Below are 16526 nucleotides of genomic sequence, written 5' to 3'. Positions count from 1 at the left end.
CTGATTTCTAAAAGGCCAGTGTTTTGAGCAACACAACAAGTACTGCCTCATATATACCAGCTGCCGCGCAACGCGGATTTGGTATCTATATACACTGGCCTTTTTGCCTGAAAAAATGCCCTTACTGCGACTTTAACAGTCACGTTCGTGAAGAAGTCTCTCAGGAACGATGGCGGGCTGCCCTGCTACAAGAGCTTGATCACTATGCCCAATTATTAAAAGCTTCCGGTGGTACAGGCAGAATTGTCAGCTCGGTGTTTTTTGGCGGGGGCACCCCGTCTCTTATGGCGCCGGAAACTGCCGAAGCTTTGATACAGCGAATTCGAAAACACTGGCCCTGTCACAACGATCTTGAAATCACGCTGGAAGCCAACCCGACATCTGTTGAATCGAATAAATTCGCTGCCTTCGCGCAAGCAGGTATCAATCGCATATCTTTGGGGATTCAATCGCTTAATGATCAGGATCTCCAGTTCTTGGGGCGCGAACATTCCGCAGCCGAAGCTCTTAAGGCCATTGACGTTGCCCGACAGAACTTTGAACGTTTTTCCTTTGATCTGATCTATGCCCGGCCAGAACAGAATAAACAGAGTTGGCAAGAGGAACTCAAACGGGCACTTGCAGAAGGCACCAGACACCTTTCTCTCTATCAATTGACAATCGAAGAGAACACGCCGTTCCACGGTGCTCGCCGTCGGGGAGAGTTCAAAGAGCTTAACCCTGATACAGCTGCCGAGCTTTACGATATTACCAATGATGTTATGACCCGGCATGGCATGCCGAACTATGAAATATCGAACTATGCCCATCCCGGGGAAGAAAGCCGTCACAACCTAACATATTGGAAATACGGCGATTATATAGGCATCGGCCCCGGCGCACACGGGCGCTTGACTCTGACAGACAGCTCATCTTTGGGAAAAAAAATCGCGACAAGACAGCACAGAGCCCCGGAAATCTGGCTTAGCACGGTTGAACAGGCGGGCCATGCGACACGCACCTATGATTCTATTTCGGATACGGAACGTTTTGAAGAAATGCTGATGATGGGATTGCGCCTGAGCGAAGGCATAAAACGAGCGGATCTTTGTAACGAAACCGGTCAGGATCTGACAAATCTGATTGAGCAAAAAAAGATTGAGCAGCTTGAACAAGAAGGCTTGCTGTTCCTGGACGATGTCAGAATAGCGGCCACAAGTGAAGGTAGAACCCGATTAAACAGCGTCCTTTCTTATCTTTTGGCATAATCAAAGACATAAACCTGTAATTCCGCCAAAAGTTTAGCAGGAATCTTTGCAGTGAAAATATCATTTTATCCGCGTTGACAATCCGCCTGAATCATTCCAGAAATAGCCATGCCCAATTATGACTATGCTTCTTCACTTATAGATTTTTCGGATGCGCCTGATGAAATTCTCCGCGTTCTGAAGATATGGCAAGATCATAAACCTGCTCAGGGCAATCCCTATAAAAACGAGATAGATCCGCTGCGGTACCGTAAACACCTTGGGCGCTTTTGCGTTGTTGAGATTCAGAAAAATCCTCTGGATTTTATATACCGCCTTGATGGTACAGAGATTTCCTCCTCTTCAAACGAAGATCTTCGCGGTAAAAGCATTCTGGATGGCACACCAAGTGAAATCTATCAGGAACATTTTGAAGAGTTTAAAATAACCTTTGAAGCAGGCATCCCCCAGATATGGAAAATCTTCTATAAAGAACTGGAAACCTGTCACTATTTACGTCTGATTCTTCCCTTTGCCCAAAATAATGCAGCACCGGAAGATTCACCATCGTATTTTATGACCTACTGCTATTCTCTTCTTTCCCCCGAAGGACATTTCGAAGCATCACGCCACTCAACATCGAATATTTAGCTCTATACAAGACTTGCCTGATCATCAAACAGATGAGACAAGGCATTAAATAGAGGATTTATGCATGTTACACTTGGAAAAAGCCGCCGCCGTTATTTATCAACAAGCCGCAAAAAGACCCGGTTTTGAGGATCTGGACACAGCGGATAAGTGGCAAGAAATTGCGCTTGATAAAGACCGTGTTATCAAAACCCTGACCCATAAGTGGAAGGGCTGTATTTCGCTGATTGCCGAACTGAAAGAGCATCCGGATGTAAAGGCCGCGGGAATTGAGGATCTCCCGGAAGATTACAGGCTTGAAAAGCTGGCAGGGCCAAAGGCTGATGACGGAAAGCTGTTGGAAGATACGGCGCGGGCCATGGCATCCGCCGTTCTTGATGCTGCGCTGGCTCAGCACATCAATAAGTAACCGGCACTTTTATACAGGACAGGACTGTGGATCACATTACCAAAGAGCAGCTTAAAAGCATTTCCTTTTGGCGCGATCTCAATCCACAGCTTACGATCAGCTCTGCCCCCCTTACTGCACTTCCTCTGCAAGTCATTAATGATGCTCTATTGTCAGACGTTTCTGAATCTTTATGGCAAGATGGATACCTCAATTGCCAAAGCATCTTTACAGAACAGGATATTCTCCCCCTGCGTCAGGCGATGGAAAGACTTCATAGCCGCAACCTGCCACAGGCGTTTATTTACCTCTATAATGAAACTTGGGAGTTATTTTTCCGTCTGCGCGTACTCCTACAAAATTTCCTTGGGGAAAATTACAGTGTACTTCCTCACTTTTGGGCCTGGTATATTGAGCCGGGCAAAGCGAAGGGCTGGTCACCACACAGAGATAGTGCCGATCAATCCGTAATAGAACTCTATGGTCAGGAAATGCTGGTTTCCCTGAGCCTTTGGATCCCCCTAACAGATGCAACACCAGAAAACGGCTGTATGTCCATTTTACCGCTAAGCTGTGAGCAGAATTACGACACTCCGGTTACCACACCATCAGAAGTCGCGCTACAGGATATTCTCTGTCTACCTGCCAAAGCAGGTTCGGTGCTGGGGTGGCGACAGGATCTCTATCACTGGGGCGGCCGAAGTCATCGGAACGCCCAAACGCCAAGGCTAAGTCTCTCCCTCGAGTTTCAAAATGCAGCGCTGGATCCCCTTTGTGAACCTCTGCTGGACCCCAAACATCCACCGGTTCCGAAAGAGCGCCTGAATCTTATCTTTGAACAGTTTGAAAAATACAAACACATCGCTGACCTGCCCAAAGGCTTTGTGACCACATCATAAGCCCGAGATCAAACCACAGGCTTAATCCGAGGAACTTCGCAATAACCGCAAAGCGTTCAGGGTCACCAACACTGTTGCCCCCGTATCAGCCAACACGGCCATCCAAAGTCCTGTCACACCAAACAGAGTCGTCAGCAAAAAGATTCCCTTCAGCCCCAGCGCCAGAGCGACGTTCTGATGAATATTCAACATTGTCTGCCGACCGCGGCGAATCAAGGCGGGCAAGTCCTCTAGCTTGTTTTGCATTAACGCAATATCAGCCGCTTCCAGCGCAACATCGGTACCGCCCCCCATTGCAATGCCAACATCAGCAACTTTCAGGGCAGGGGCATCATTTATGCCATCGCCAACCATCACAACGGTACCTTTTGACCGTAGCTGGTCAATTTCCCGAAGTTTGTCCTGAGGCATCAAACCGGCTTTTACAGCAAGCCCCAATTCTCCCCCCAAGGCTTTACCCGTTTTCGGGTTATCCCCGGTCAGCATAATCGTTTCAATATCCAATTGCTGCAATTGCTTCAAGGTATCCCTGGCTTCTGCACGTGGCTCATCCCGCAACGCCAGAATCCCGGCAAGTGCCTTATCAACGGTCACAACAACAACTGTTTTACCCTGTGCCAAAAGCTCCTGGGCCTGCGCATAGATATTTGCATCACCAGCCAGCTGTTCTGCAAAATAATCCGTCGATCCGACAGCAATGTTACGCCCCTCTACCTGTCCCTGGGCTGCTTTTCCTGTTATGGATTGCGCATCGGTCACAGCCGGAATGTCAATTCCCTGATCTTCAGCATAACGAACGACAGCTTCTGCCAAGGGGTGGCTTGATCCTCTCTCAACTGCTGCTGTTAACCGAACCATCTCTGCGGCATCACCCTGTGCAACAACATCCGTAACCTGTGGCTTGCCCTCTGTAAGCGTTCCGGTTTTATCAAAGGCCATGGTTTTAGCCCGGGACAATAGTTCCAGCGCAGCACCCCCCTTGATCAACAACCCGCGACGCGCAGAAGCCGCAAGGGATGATGTCACCGCTGCCGGGACAGAAATAACCAAGGCGCAAGGACAGGAAATAATGAGCAGTGTCAGTGCTTTGTATATCCAGGCTTCCCAAACGCCGTTGAAAAGTAGCGGGGGAATCACAGCAACCAGTAATGAAACGCCCATCATCGCGGGCGTATACCATGACGAAAAGCGGTCAATAAAGCGGGCAACCGGGGCTTTGTGCTCTTCTGATTCTTCGATCAGTCTGATAATACGATCCAGCGTATTGTCACCAGCTTCTGACGTAACCCGAAAGGTGGTCAATTTTTCAAGAACAAGAGATCCAGCCTGGGCAGCCTCATTAACGTCTCGGTTTCGGGGGATAGATTCACCCGTCAAGGCTGACTCATCCAATACAGCCATACTATTGAGAACAATCCCATCGGCCGGTAATCTCTCGCCCGGACGCACCTCAATCACATCATCAACAGACAGATCTTCTACAGATATTTCCTGACGATGGTTTCCTTGAACCAGATGGGCGACTTTGGGCTGTAAATCAAGCAAAAGTGTCACACCTTCACGCGCTTTATTCGCGGCGCGCTGCTCCAGAGCTTCACCGATTAAAAAGAGGAACAGAACCATAGATGCCTCTAAGGCTTCCCCCAGAAACAAAGCCCCGATCGCCGCAACAGTCATCAGGGTTTGGATCCCAAAATACTGACCAAAACGAATAGCTCTTAACGTATTGAGAAAAATCGGAACCAGCCCGATCAAAGCAGCCGCGCTATAATATAAACGTGCATTCACCGGGTTAAACTGCGCCAGCCCAACAGCAATAAAAAAAGCAACGCCCGCAATCAGCACCTTACCAGTACTACCACCCAAGAATGCCTTTAGCTTGTCAAAATGACCATTTACATCACCGGTAAAGCTTGCTTTGGATGATTGATCCACAGTTTGCGAAGAAGAACAGCAACTAGATTTTCTTTCAACTGTGTTTGTACTGCCATCGCCAACTTCCGTGAGTCCAAACCCCAAGCCCGTGACAACCTTTTGGATGTCATCTTGCGAAACTTCCTTCGGGTTAAAATCTGTATTAAGGCGTTCTCGCGCAAAAGAAATTCGCGCGGCATGAATACCCGGCAATCGATCAACAGCTTTTTCGATTGATTTTGCACAGCTTGGACAGTCCATACCGCTGATTGTCCAGGCCATGTGATGATGCAGATCTTTCATTTCCGCTATGACGGTAACAATCGCATCCTTGATATCATCACCACCGGCCCAGGATATTGCCTTGCGGGAAACCTCGAAAGATGACAACCCGGGTAGCGCCTCAAGCCGTTTGCCAATACGGTCTCGACAATCCCCACAGCTTTCAGCCTCGGGCATATGATCAATAAACAGAATTGTTTGTGTCATAGCAAATCCATATATGAAAAATATTTCATATGAAAATATGATCATATATGGATTAAGTCAAGGGCATACACCTTTAATATTCAAAGAACTAAATTTGAATACTGTATCAGCAGTATGTTTACCAACCACCGCCACCGCCGCCGCCACCGCCACCGCCAGAAGAGCCACCGCCACTTGACGAACTGCTGGACGAAGAACTCGGGGGGCTAGAGGCAGAAGAAATTGTATGTCCGATGCCACTTGTCAGCCCGCTGGCAATAGAGCTTGAACTTCGGGAAAAAGAATCCCCACTGTACCAGCGAGGCTTATAATCCATTGGCGCCTGATTCATCACTGTGAGATAATTTTGTAACCTCTGCGACCATTGATCTTCGACCCCAAGAGCCATGGCAAAGGACAGATGTTCTTCAAATACATGCTCATTAAAATCAGGTTCTGGACCAATGGCTTCCAATCGTTCGCCTTCTGCAACAGAAAGATAGAGTTTATAGCCTTCCAGCTGATCGAGAATTTTTTGTCCCTTGATACTTGGTGCTTCCATCAAATAACTAAAAACCAGCGTGACGGTAAAAATCAAAAGAACAACACTGTAATTTTCAGCTGAGAAAGCTTGATCCGTAACCAATTCCCCTACAGACAATGAGCAATAGGGGATCACCAGAAAAATACTCAGGGGCAAGAGTGCGGCAATGTTTTTGGATAATCCAGATTTTTCCATTTTTCCCGATAGAGCCCTGCATAAAGGTGGCAAAACAATCCCTGAAAAAATACCAAAAAATGCCATGAAAAAGAGAGCCGGAATGATAAGGTCACCCCCGGCATAGGCTAATGACATAATAATACCGCCAAGACCGATCAAAAACCCGATCAACCATTTACCGGTGTTTGCCGTAAAATAACCCGACCCATACTCACTGCTGACTTCCCCACCAAAGGAATCCACAACAGACGCAAATCTGGAATCATATTTTCGCTTCAACTTGTATTCATCACCGGGATCGGGCAGTAACCGATCAATAATCGTCCATTCACCTCGTGGCAGGCTATCAAGATCATCTTTTTCTGTTCGCAGTAGTGTATAATCGCTCTTGCTTTGGTCGATCGTTATATAGCCCTTTGTTGCCAAGCTTGTCAGCGCGACGACAAAGGCTGTTTTTTTGCTGTAACCCTTTCGAAAACCAAGATGACTAAGATACCCCGCAGCAGCAGGTGAAATACCTTTCGGACCTTCAAAAAGTGGGATAACAATGCCAGCGGCCGGATCACGACCTGCAAGAAACCAGACTACGGCATAATAGACCGTGACTATAACCAGCGTCACAAGGCCAATCAAAAAACTGGCGTTATCTTCCAGATAATACTGTGCTTGTTCATAACTATCCGGCACATAGACAAAACCCGTTGGCCAGGCCGCCGCAATCGTCAAACCTTCACTCGCAGACAAAGGTCGCGTTGTTTCAAAGGACACACCATCAGTTCTAAGTGATGACTGATAGTCCCCACCATCATCGCCGAAGTATCCTGTATAGCCGATAGATTGTAAAACCTCAGCCCCACGTGGCAGGTAAACATTGGCAACAACTTTATCGATCGGAAATTCCCAACCATTACCAGTCACGTTCCAGTACAGTTCATCCATCGTTTCCAGATGCGTTAGCTGTCTATCGGTGATGTAAGTAATTTCATAGGTATATTCACCGACAGGCAGGAAATAATCAGACCGCCCCATGTAAATGCGCATACCATTACTTAAGTTTTCGGTATGATAGGGTTCATTCCGGCCATCCCGTTTGACAGAAACAAGAATAAAACCGACAGAATAGCGCTTACCCTGGATTTCATATTTCGTCGGAAAGTCTCGATAGATACCACGTCGGATATTTTGTCCTTCCGCACGGACCGTTATCGTTTCGGTCACCTTTAGGCTACTGTCTTCACGTACTACAATGTCCGAGACAAAGAGTTTAATTCGCTCATCCGCGAGCACAACAGAAGGGGCCAAAACCAGCAGAAAACCAAATAGTAGATTAACAAGATTCCAGTTGCGAAAGATCTTATAGTTCATAGTTTTACTCCTGGTGCCTGTCGGTCAGCCGGGTTTTCCAATTGGAAATACTCTGCGCGCGTAAAATGAAACTGTTTTGCGACTAAATTACTTGGAAAGCTTTCAACAGAGACGTTCATCAAGCGTACGGCCCCGTTATAATATCGACGTGCCATTTCAATATCATTTTCCACTTCGGTCAGCGTGGACTGAAGATCTCGGAAATTATTATCCGCCTTTAGATCCGGGTAATTTTCTGCGACCAGGAGCAGTTTGGTTAAAGCGGAGGCAAGACCCCCTTCGACCTTGCCTCGTTGATCGACACTGTTCCCCACAGAACTCACGCACTGAGCCCTTAATTCCGTAACTTCGGTCAATGTTGATTTTTCGTGTGCTGCGTACCCCTTCACAACCTTAACCAGATTGGGGATAAGGTTGCTCCGCTTTTTCAGCTGAACATCAATACCGCTCCATCCTTCGGAAACCTGTTGGCGGTATTTTACCAGTCGGTTGTAGGCGAAAATACCCCACAGGATCACGAGGACAGGCATGCCAATGACAAGAAGAAAAAAAAGAAACGAAGAGGGCATCTACAATCCGTAATAGAATTAAATCTGCCCTACTATACAGTGCCTATGAAAAGCTGCTAGCGGGTATTTTGTATCAATTGTTGCAGAGTTACTGCTTTGGCTTGGTTTTAATCGTGATCTTCCAGGACGTGATGTGCCATATCGGCAATAACATGACGAATATGATCATCGGCTAATTCATAGTGAACGTGGCGACCTACTTTTTTAGACACCAATATACGCGCATCTCTTAGATGGCGCAGGTTATGACTGGTCAAGGACTGAGATTGCCCCGTAGCCTCTGAAAGTTCGCTCACAGAACAAGGGTTTTGAAAACAGCACAGACATAACCGTAACCGACCTTCATCCCCCAAAGTCTTGAAAATGTTGCTCAGGTTTTCAATGCCGCTATTTCCAAGTGCAGGCAGTCCCTGACAACAGCTTTCTTCCCCCGACACACCGGAAACAACAGGTTGGCAGTTTTGATGATCTTCTATAGCCACAGCTCTACTTTCAATGATCCCTTGATAACAGCATCACTTATAATCAGTTCACCAAAGGCGTAAAACTTGCTGGTGCAGGGTCGACAACATTAATCAAATCACGTTCTAGCGAAAGGATTGCCAAACCACGTTCACTTCGTCCATCAGCATGCAGGCGGAAAACACCATCAAGACCTGCAAAGCCTTGTGAGTTGGTCAGCAAACTCTTGGAGTAGTTCACAGCCGTGGATTGACTTTCAGCCTGACGAGCAATGACGGCAGCAAGAGCAACTGAATCATAAGCAAGTGTCACAATACGTGGCGGCGTCTTGCCATATAGTACCTTGTAACGATCTTTAAAATTTTCCCAGTGTACCGGAGAGGGAGCCGCATACCAGCTACCGACCAATGCTGGCTCACGCCCAAGTTTAGGATTATCCCACAATGCGGTACCAAGATATTTCACCTGATTGGGATCAACATCGTAATAATTGAGCAACGGCGCAATCGTCAGCAACTGCTTGCCGCCAGTTGGAATAATGATCGCTTCGTAATTTGGGGGATTAAGTGTATCGCGACCCCGAAGCCGGGCAAGCGCCTTTTGCGAAGCCGCATCACCCCGGGACTTCAGGGCTGCTTTGTGACCCAATAAAGACTGATGACGTGCATCATAGTTCGCAATGGCTTTTACTTTATCTTCCAGATCTGGGTCTGACGGATTAAAAAAGCCCAAGCGTGTCAATTCCACGCCCGAACCGTATGATTGGATTTGTAAGGCGCTCACAATCCGGCGACCATAGTCATTATCGGGAGCAAAAACAGCAACCCGGCGAATTCCCTGAGAGGCCGCATAATCGACAACGCGTCTGATTTGTTCTTCCGGTGTCAGGCCCAGAACATAGATACCATCACCCGCAACGGCCTGATCATTCGAAAATGAAAGAACATTGATTCCCGCCTGTCGAGCCAAGGGTGTAATGGCAGAAACTGACGTCGCAAAAAGCGGTCCAATAACCAAATCAACCTGTTCAGCAACCAATGATTCCATTGCGGTTCGCGCGCCCGTCGGCGTTCCCGCAGTGTCGCGAACAACTAGGTCAAATTTCTCTCCGGATACGTCGAACAAGGCAAGTTGCGCCGCATTCAACAGAGATTCACCGATAGCCTTGTGCCGACCAGTCAAAGGTAAAAGAAATCCAACCTTTGTTCTTCTTTCCGTGATCACAACAGTTTCTGCGGTATCAATATCTGCAAAGGGTTCGACTTCTTCAATTATTTCAGGCTCAGTTACTTCTGGCTCAACAGTATTTTCAACAGAATCTGGCTGACTTTCTTCAACCTTTGGGGTTTCTGCCGTTGCATCTGGCCCCTTTTTCATGGTTGTCTGACAACCAGAGATCAGAACAGAAAACAAGATGATCGCTGGTAGGGAAACAAGCCGACGGCCAATACCCATGCCTTTTACAACAAAGAAAGTTGCCAACGTTGAGCTCAAAACAATCATCCTCTCAAAATCATCCTGTTACCAAGTCCGATGGGACCAATAAAACACTTACCGAGGAACAAGCCAACAGTCGACCTGCCCTAAGCAGCGATAAACCCGAACCAGCACTTTACCTCGTTGCCACCCCAATCGGCAACATGGGGGATATTACGGACCGCGCAAAAAAAATTCTGGCCGCCGCTGATCTTATCGCCTGCGAAGACACGCGTGTCACCAAAAAGCTCGCCCAAGCTTTTGGCTTTACGGCCCCGTTGGTGGCTTATCACGAACATAACGCAGACAAGGTAAGACCAAAGCTTATTGAAAAGGTAAAAAAAGGCAATGTCGTGGCCTTGGTTTCTGATGCAGGAACCCCTTTGATATCAGATCCTGGGTATAAACTGGCCAATAGCGCCCACGAAGAAGGCATTGCCTTAACATCCATTCCTGGTGCTTCAGCCCCAATTAACGCACTTGTTTTATCCGGATTGCCAACGGACCGGTTTTTCTTCAACGGCTTTCTTCCCAACAAAACCGGAGCACGTTGTAAGGCCTTGAGAGAACTGATCTCGATTCCTTCAACACTTATATTTTTCGAATCTACCCATCGATTGGCTGGATCTTTGGCAGATATGTACGACGTTCTTGGGAATCGTCCCGCAGCTGTTACACGGGAATTGACGAAAAAATTCGAAGAAATACGACGCGGAAACCTGAAAGACCTGTCAGAACACTATGCAGAGGTTGGTAACCCCAAAGGTGAGATTGTGATAGTTGTTGGACAAAGCAGCGTACAATCGGATGTGCTAAGTGAACAGGATCTTGATGATCAAATCAGAAGTGCCATGGAAAACAATTCGCTCAGGGATGCTGCTGCTTTGATAAGTACCGCCACGGGCCTGCCAAAAAAGAAAGTTTATCAACGCGCCCTAGAACTTTCCAAAGATAACTGAATGTCTGATTTCTTTTTAAAAAAGATCAAAAAGAACAGCTATAGGACTGGCCGTTATGCAGAAACATTTGCAGCAATATATTTACGATGCAAAGGCTATCAAATTCTTGCCCGTAACTATAAAACCAAGGTCGGAGAAATTGACCTGATTGCAAAGAAGAAATCACTGATATGTTTTTTGGAAATTAAAAAAAGAAAAAATCTGGAAACAGCCTCACAAGCAATACATCAAAAACAACAAAGGCGGATCATTCACGCCGCAGAGTATTTTCTGAAACAAAATCCTTTTTATCAGGATTTTGACAAACGATTTGATGCCGTTCTTATTGGTGCCACAGTTTTTCCCTATCACATTAAAAATGCATGGCACGTTCATTGAACAAGCCGTAAAAGATACTGACAGAATTACAGATCCCAAAACTAAGGATCAGGTTATAAACAGGAGTAATTTCAGCATGTCCAAGGTGGGGATAGTATTTAAACTTACATTGGCTTTCATCGGAATCGCAACATTAAGCGGTTGCAGCACAACAGGTGCGGTTATTGGTGCCGGTGCTGTTGCCGCAAATACTGCCGCAGAAGAACGTTCCTTTCAAAACGCTGTGACCGATGTGCAAATTCAACTTGAAATAAATGATCTTTTTCTACGGGAAAACGTCTCTATTTTCAGGAAAGTGAATATTCAGGTTAATGAAGGCAAAGTATTACTCAGCGGTAATGTTGAACTGCCGGAACACCGTATCATTGCTGTACGTGAAGCCTGGAAAGCAAACGGGGTTCGCGAAGTCATTAACGAGATCGAAGTTAATAACGACAGTGGCATCACCGACTATGCACGGGACGTGTGGATTAATACACAATTAAAAACGGTTCTATTGTTCGACAAGGAAATCACTTCGATAAACTACAATATTGATACGGTTAACCAAAGTGTTTACCTGCTTGGCATCGCTCAAAATCAACAGGAAGTGAACCGCGTAATCGCACACGCAAAGGATATTGATTACGTTAAACGTGTTGTCAGTTATGTCACATTAAAAGACGACCCTTCCAGGACACAATAAGCCTGTTCAAATGACCATATGCGGCGGTAATATTTATCTTTACCGCCGCTTTGAAAATAAAAAAGATAAATGTTACATCGTACATCGCTATCCCCCGCTGATATTAACCACCATCTGAAAAATGTTGGTCTGGCAGACGATGACGATATTTCAATATCAGAAACAGCGCTGTTAATCGCGGCACATGAACGGCAGTCCAATAGCATTGATCGCTACAGAGATCACCTGGCCAATCTGGTGCAGCAGACAGACGATATACTACTTCAGATAAACGAGTCTGTGGATCAACTTGCACTTAATGATATTCTTACCACGATAGAAACCGTACTCTACGATATCCAGGGTTATAAAGGGGATACTGAAACCTATGACAGTCTGGAAAATGCAAACCTGATTTCTGTCATAGAACGACGCAAGGGTCTGCCCATCGTTTTGGGAATTCTTTATCTTCACATCATACGTTCATTAAATCTTGAACAGCCCTTAGTTGCTACCGGATTGAATTTTCCCGGGCATTTTCTGGTGCGAATTTCTTACAGAAAAAAACATGTCATTATTGACCCCTTTGAACGCGGAAAGGTTCGCGACACACCTTGGTTACGCGCGACCTTGAAAAGCTTTATGAGTGATCAGGCCGAACTACGGGCGGAATTCACTCAATCAGTCAGTAACAGAAACATTCTCTTACGACTTCAAAATAATATAAAAGTCCGTTTAATCGAGGCAGAAGAACCGGAAAAAGCACTAAAGGTTCTTGAAAGAATGCTCCTTATTGCCCCGAAAGAACCTGCCATATGGCGTGAAACAGGAATGCTGCAGGCATTTTTAAATAACATTCTTGCTGCAATTGATACTCTGGAACACTATCTACTTATCGAAGAAGACCACAGAGGTCTGATGGAAGCGTCTCATATGCTTCAGAAACTGAAAGCACAACTGAACTGATCGACTTAGGGAAAATGACCTCATGACACTCTCCGTTGCCATCCAGATGGACCCCGTATCAACCATTGACATCAATGGCGACAGCTCTTTCATCTTGGGCCTTGAGGCACAAAAACGTGGTTACAAACTGTACCATTACCTGCCAAAAGATCTTTCAATGAAAGGATCACAGGTTTATGCTAAATGCCGCCCCGTTGAATTCAGGCGAGAGCAAGGCAACCACGCAACACTTGGGGACGCCCAAGTTATCGATCTCTCCACAATTGACGTGATTCTGATGCGTCAGGATCCGCCATTTGACATGTCCTATATTACAGCAACGCATTTGCTGGATCATGTTCACCCTAAAACACTTGTCGTCAACGATCCCAGCTGGGTCAGAAACTGCCCCGAAAAACTCTTCATTGCTGAGTTCCCCGATCTCATGCCGCCAACCCTGATCACAAACGATCTGGACGAGATCAAAGCCTTTAGGACAGAGTACAAAGACATCATCGTAAAGCCACTCTACGGAAACGGCGGCGCAGGCGTTTTCCACATCAAGCCCGATGATGAAAACCTGAATTCTGTTTTTGAATTGTTTGAACAACACTACCGCGAACCCATTATCGCACAACTGTATTTGCCAGATGTGCGTAAAGGGGACAAACGGATCATCCTGATTGACGGAGAGCCAGCAGGTGCCATTAACCGCGTACCAGCAGAAGGCGAAGCAAGGTCCAACATGCATGTGGGTGGACGCCCGGATCCAATTGGTTTGACAGAACGTGATCGCGAAATCTGTGCCGCTATTGGCCCAACCCTAAAAGAACGCGGTTTGATCTTTGTTGGTATTGATGTAATCGGCGACTATATGACAGAAATCAATGTCACATCCCCTACGGGAATTCAGGAAATCAATCGCTTCAATAATGTGTCCCTTGAAGCTGATATTTGGGATTCAATTGAAAGCAAATTGAACAGATAGTCATACCTCTATCAATTCAATTACTCATTCCGGTTGATGCTCAGCAAAGCTCTACCGGAATGAGGTTTTCTTCTCCCCCAAAAGCTGCCTAGAAGGTAATGACCGGACCACCCACCAGCACCATCTATTTCTGCGGATAGGTTTTGTGTTTCGGAAGCGCGTCATCCAAATCATAATAATCTCCCTTTTTAGCGACATAGATATGATTGGATGTTTTGATCCCCGTTTCTCCGTCAATCGTGCCACTCATAATACCCATTTGATCGCGGCCTTCTTGGTCCCAGAACAAACTGGACCCACAGTTGTTACAAAAGCCCCGCCGGGCACGATTGGATGAGTGATACCACTTCAGCCCCTTATCGACTGTAATTTTGAACTCATCTTTGGAAACTGCTGTCGCAGAAACAAAATGACCACTGGTTTTACGGCATTGGATACAATGACAAGCGACGGAATCACGTAGATCACCCATAATGACAAACTGTACATCCCCGCAAAGACAAGACCCGGTCTTTTTATCCATTACCAATCCCCCTTAATACAAACTTTTATGATACCGTTCTTCCATGGTCGCATCATATTCATCCGCATCAAGTCCACCAGCAACATGATCGGCCAAAATCCGTCCCATTGATGGCAAAGCTTTTCGATCAACAACCTTATCGGGGTTCCAGATTTCCGACCGCATAATTGACTTTGCACAGTGGATATAGGCTTCGTGAACCGTCACAACAAAAGCACAACGTGGTTCTTTACCATCCACTGCCAGATCTCTTAACAATTCCGGATCAACAGAAATTTGCACAACACCATTAATCCGCAAAGTCTCTTTGACCCCGGGTATCATAAACAAAAGGCCAATTTGCGGATTGTCGATCAAATTTAACAAACTATCGATACGGTTGTTGCCAGGGCGATCCGGTATCGCCAGTTGAGTGTCGCTCAACACTTTAACAAAACCGGGTGCATCCCCTTTAGGGGAACAATCTGCCCCTAACTGCGGGCTACTTGTTGCCATGGCCAAAAAAGGACATTTAGCAATAAAAGCACGACAGTGCTTATCCAGCTTTTTCAGTACTTTTTGGTCTGCACGAGGGCTTCTTTCCCCATAAATTTTCTTGAGGTCCTCGGCGGTCTTAATAATGTGAGACATAAAGTTATAAGCCTGTTTGGAAAAGGGACGAAGTCACAGAACGATTCCCAAAACAACCTCAAAACAAAGCCGTGATTATCGCTCTTCTGGTTTTACAGACTTTATAGTAGCCGAAAATGCTTTCAACTCTTCATTAGAGTATTTTGTATGAATTCTTGTATTAGATGGGGGCTGGTGTTTAGTGGATAATCCCTGACGGTATTCAGTGGCCGGGCGAATTGGTCGCGGCGCAAAACCTCCACCACAGTTGGGACAGACATTTTCTAAAATTTCATTCACACAGTCGCGACAAAAAGTGCACTCATAAGTACAAATCATCGCATCTGTGGCTGTTGGCAAAAGATCCTTATCACAACACTCACAATTCGGCCTAAGCTCAAGCATGTTCAAATTCCCATATTCTATTCTCAATTTCATTTGAAAGAATTATGGTCATCTAGGAACACAAAATAAATGCCACTTAGGCATCAATTATTGCCAAAGTACCCGGTTGGGTTAGTCACCAATAGCCGCGATCATGTCCCCTGGAAAATCGGTAATAATGCTGTCGACGCCCATAGCGACCAGCTCAACCCCACGGTCCACATCATTGACCGTATATGTTGCTGTCGCATAACCAGCCTGCTTGATTTCATTCACGAGCTCAGGCGTATACATCTTGTGCCACAAGTGAATTGCCGAACATTCCAATCGCTTCGCATTTTCCTGCCACCCCGTAATATCGTCATAGAGCAACAGACCTCTGGGGTGATCAGGCGCAAGATCCCGGACAACTTCCAACGACTTAAGCTTGAAAGAACTGAACAGTGGTTTATCCAAATGTTTCGGCCACACTCTGTCAAGAAGCTCAACCACTTTGCGAGACGTTTCCGCCTCTTCACCATCAGATGGTTTCAACTCGATATTCGGGTGAAGGTTGTGTTCAATATGGAACAGCAAAAATTCCTCTAGCGAAGGAATTTTCTCGCCACGAAACTTCTCATCAAACCAGGCCCCGGCTTCAAATTCACCCAGCTCGGCAAAGCTGTGGTCTTTGACCAGTGCATCAATACCTGACGTCCGTTTTAAATCCTGATCATGGTAAATAATGGGCACACCGTCTTTTGACAGCTTCACATCAAATTCAGTCCAGCACACCCCTTGGTCAAGAGCTTCGCGCAAACTTGCCATCGTGTTCTCAGGTCGAACGCCCTTGGCTCCTCGATGGGCTTGTACTCTTGGCAACGTAACAAGCGGAGTGGCGTTTGCCATTCTCCATCTCCCTTAACTAAACATGCTGGCCGGAATAAAAAAACGGACG

18 protein-coding genes are annotated in these 16526 nt (G+C 46.3%); 9 read left to right on the top strand and 9 right to left on the bottom strand.

Annotation, left to right across the window (positions count from 1 at the left end; translation table 11 throughout):
• The first annotated feature begins 23 nt into the window (after positions 1-23).
• From hemW to WH95_RS09070, 4 genes are all read left to right on the top strand, one after another.
• Positions 24-1247 (top strand): radical SAM family heme chaperone HemW, encoded by a 1224-nt coding sequence (hemW, locus tag WH95_RS09085; RefSeq protein ID WP_245622953.1) that lies wholly within the window; start codon positions 24-26, stop codon positions 1245-1247.
• Positions 1248-1355: 108 nt separating this feature from the next.
• Positions 1356-1877, top strand: coding sequence for a PAS domain-containing protein (locus WH95_RS09080; protein ID WP_046505848.1), 522 nt, complete (start codon positions 1356-1358; stop codon positions 1875-1877).
• Between the two features lie 64 nt (positions 1878-1941).
• Positions 1942-2286, top strand: coding sequence for a hypothetical protein (locus tag WH95_RS09075; RefSeq protein ID WP_046505846.1), 345 nt, complete (start codon positions 1942-1944; stop codon positions 2284-2286).
• A 26-nt stretch (positions 2287-2312) separates the two neighbouring features.
• The gene (locus tag WH95_RS09070; protein WP_052741895.1) at positions 2313-3164 is read left to right on the top strand and encodes a phytanoyl-CoA dioxygenase family protein; all 852 of its coding nucleotides are present in this window, start codon (positions 2313-2315) and stop codon (positions 3162-3164) included.
• Positions 3165-3185: 21 nt separating this feature from the next.
• Here WH95_RS09070 and WH95_RS09065 read toward each other — a convergent pair whose 3' ends face one another.
• The 5 genes from WH95_RS09065 to WH95_RS09045 form a co-directional block, all read right to left on the bottom strand.
• A complete protein-coding gene (locus WH95_RS09065) occupies positions 3186-5567 on the bottom strand; it encodes a heavy metal translocating P-type ATPase (RefSeq protein WP_052741894.1) in 2382 nt (793 codons plus the stop codon).
• 118 nt (positions 5568-5685) lie between these two features.
• Positions 5686-7632, bottom strand: coding sequence for a DUF2207 domain-containing protein (locus tag WH95_RS09060; protein WP_052741893.1), 1947 nt, complete (start codon positions 7630-7632; stop codon positions 5686-5688).
• Entirely contained in the window at positions 7629-8201 is a 573-nt protein-coding gene (locus WH95_RS09055) for a LemA family protein (protein WP_046505844.1), read from the bottom strand. The genes WH95_RS09060 and WH95_RS09055 overlap by 4 nt, the downstream gene beginning before the upstream one ends.
• A 107-nt stretch (positions 8202-8308) precedes the next feature.
• Positions 8309-8683 (bottom strand): ArsR/SmtB family transcription factor, encoded by a 375-nt coding sequence (locus tag WH95_RS09050; protein ID WP_204247750.1) that lies wholly within the window; start codon positions 8681-8683, stop codon positions 8309-8311.
• A 43-nt stretch (positions 8684-8726) separates the two neighbouring features.
• Positions 8727-10157 carry a penicillin-binding protein activator gene (locus tag WH95_RS09045; protein ID WP_157845924.1) on the bottom strand — a complete coding sequence of 477 codons (1431 nt, stop codon included), beginning with the start codon at positions 10155-10157 and terminating at the stop codon, positions 8727-8729.
• On the opposite strand from WH95_RS09045, the gene rsmI reads away from it, so the two are divergent.
• From rsmI to gshB, 5 genes are all read left to right on the top strand, one after another.
• Positions 10148-11098, top strand: coding sequence for a 16S rRNA (cytidine(1402)-2'-O)-methyltransferase (rsmI, locus tag WH95_RS09040; protein ID WP_046505842.1), 951 nt, complete (start codon positions 10148-10150; stop codon positions 11096-11098). The two genes, WH95_RS09045 and rsmI, sit on opposite strands and share 10 nt — an antisense overlap.
• Positions 11099-11476 (top strand): YraN family protein, encoded by a 378-nt coding sequence (locus tag WH95_RS09035; protein WP_046505840.1) that lies wholly within the window; start codon positions 11099-11101, stop codon positions 11474-11476.
• A 76-nt stretch (positions 11477-11552) separates the two neighbouring features.
• Positions 11553-12161 carry a BON domain-containing protein gene (locus WH95_RS09030; protein ID WP_046505838.1) on the top strand — a complete coding sequence of 203 codons (609 nt, stop codon included), beginning with the start codon at positions 11553-11555 and terminating at the stop codon, positions 12159-12161.
• Between the two features lie 69 nt (positions 12162-12230).
• On the top strand, positions 12231-13106 hold the full coding sequence (locus WH95_RS09025; RefSeq protein WP_046505836.1) for a SirB1 family protein: 876 nt from the start codon (positions 12231-12233) through the stop codon (positions 13104-13106).
• A gap of 22 nt (positions 13107-13128) precedes the next feature.
• Positions 13129-14073 carry a glutathione synthase gene (gshB, locus tag WH95_RS09020; RefSeq protein ID WP_046505834.1) on the top strand — a complete coding sequence of 315 codons (945 nt, stop codon included), beginning with the start codon at positions 13129-13131 and terminating at the stop codon, positions 14071-14073.
• Positions 14074-14197: 124 nt separating this feature from the next.
• Here gshB and WH95_RS09015 read toward each other — a convergent pair whose 3' ends face one another.
• The 4 genes from WH95_RS09015 to WH95_RS09005 all read right to left on the bottom strand — a co-directional run bounded on the left by WH95_RS09015 (position 14198) and on the right by WH95_RS09005 (position 16477).
• A complete protein-coding gene (locus WH95_RS09015; RefSeq protein ID WP_046505832.1) occupies positions 14198-14596 on the bottom strand; it encodes a GFA family protein in 399 nt (132 codons plus the stop codon).
• Between the two features lie 12 nt (positions 14597-14608).
• Entirely contained in the window at positions 14609-15226 is a 618-nt protein-coding gene (locus WH95_RS09010) for a pyridoxamine 5'-phosphate oxidase family protein (protein ID WP_046505830.1), read from the bottom strand.
• A gap of 75 nt (positions 15227-15301) precedes the next feature.
• On the bottom strand, positions 15302-15610 hold the full coding sequence (locus WH95_RS20950) for a DUF1272 domain-containing protein (protein WP_082114067.1): 309 nt from the start codon (positions 15608-15610) through the stop codon (positions 15302-15304).
• A gap of 111 nt (positions 15611-15721) precedes the next feature.
• A complete protein-coding gene (locus WH95_RS09005) occupies positions 15722-16477 on the bottom strand; it encodes a glycerophosphodiester phosphodiesterase family protein (protein ID WP_046505828.1) in 756 nt (251 codons plus the stop codon).
• Positions 16478-16526: the final 49 nt, after the last annotated feature.

It is taken from the genome of Kiloniella litopenaei (genome assembly GCF_000982415.1).
Classification (GTDB): Bacteria; Pseudomonadota; Alphaproteobacteria; order Kiloniellales; family Kiloniellaceae; genus Kiloniella; species Kiloniella litopenaei.
This window is presented reverse-complemented; position numbering and strand designations above follow the sequence as displayed.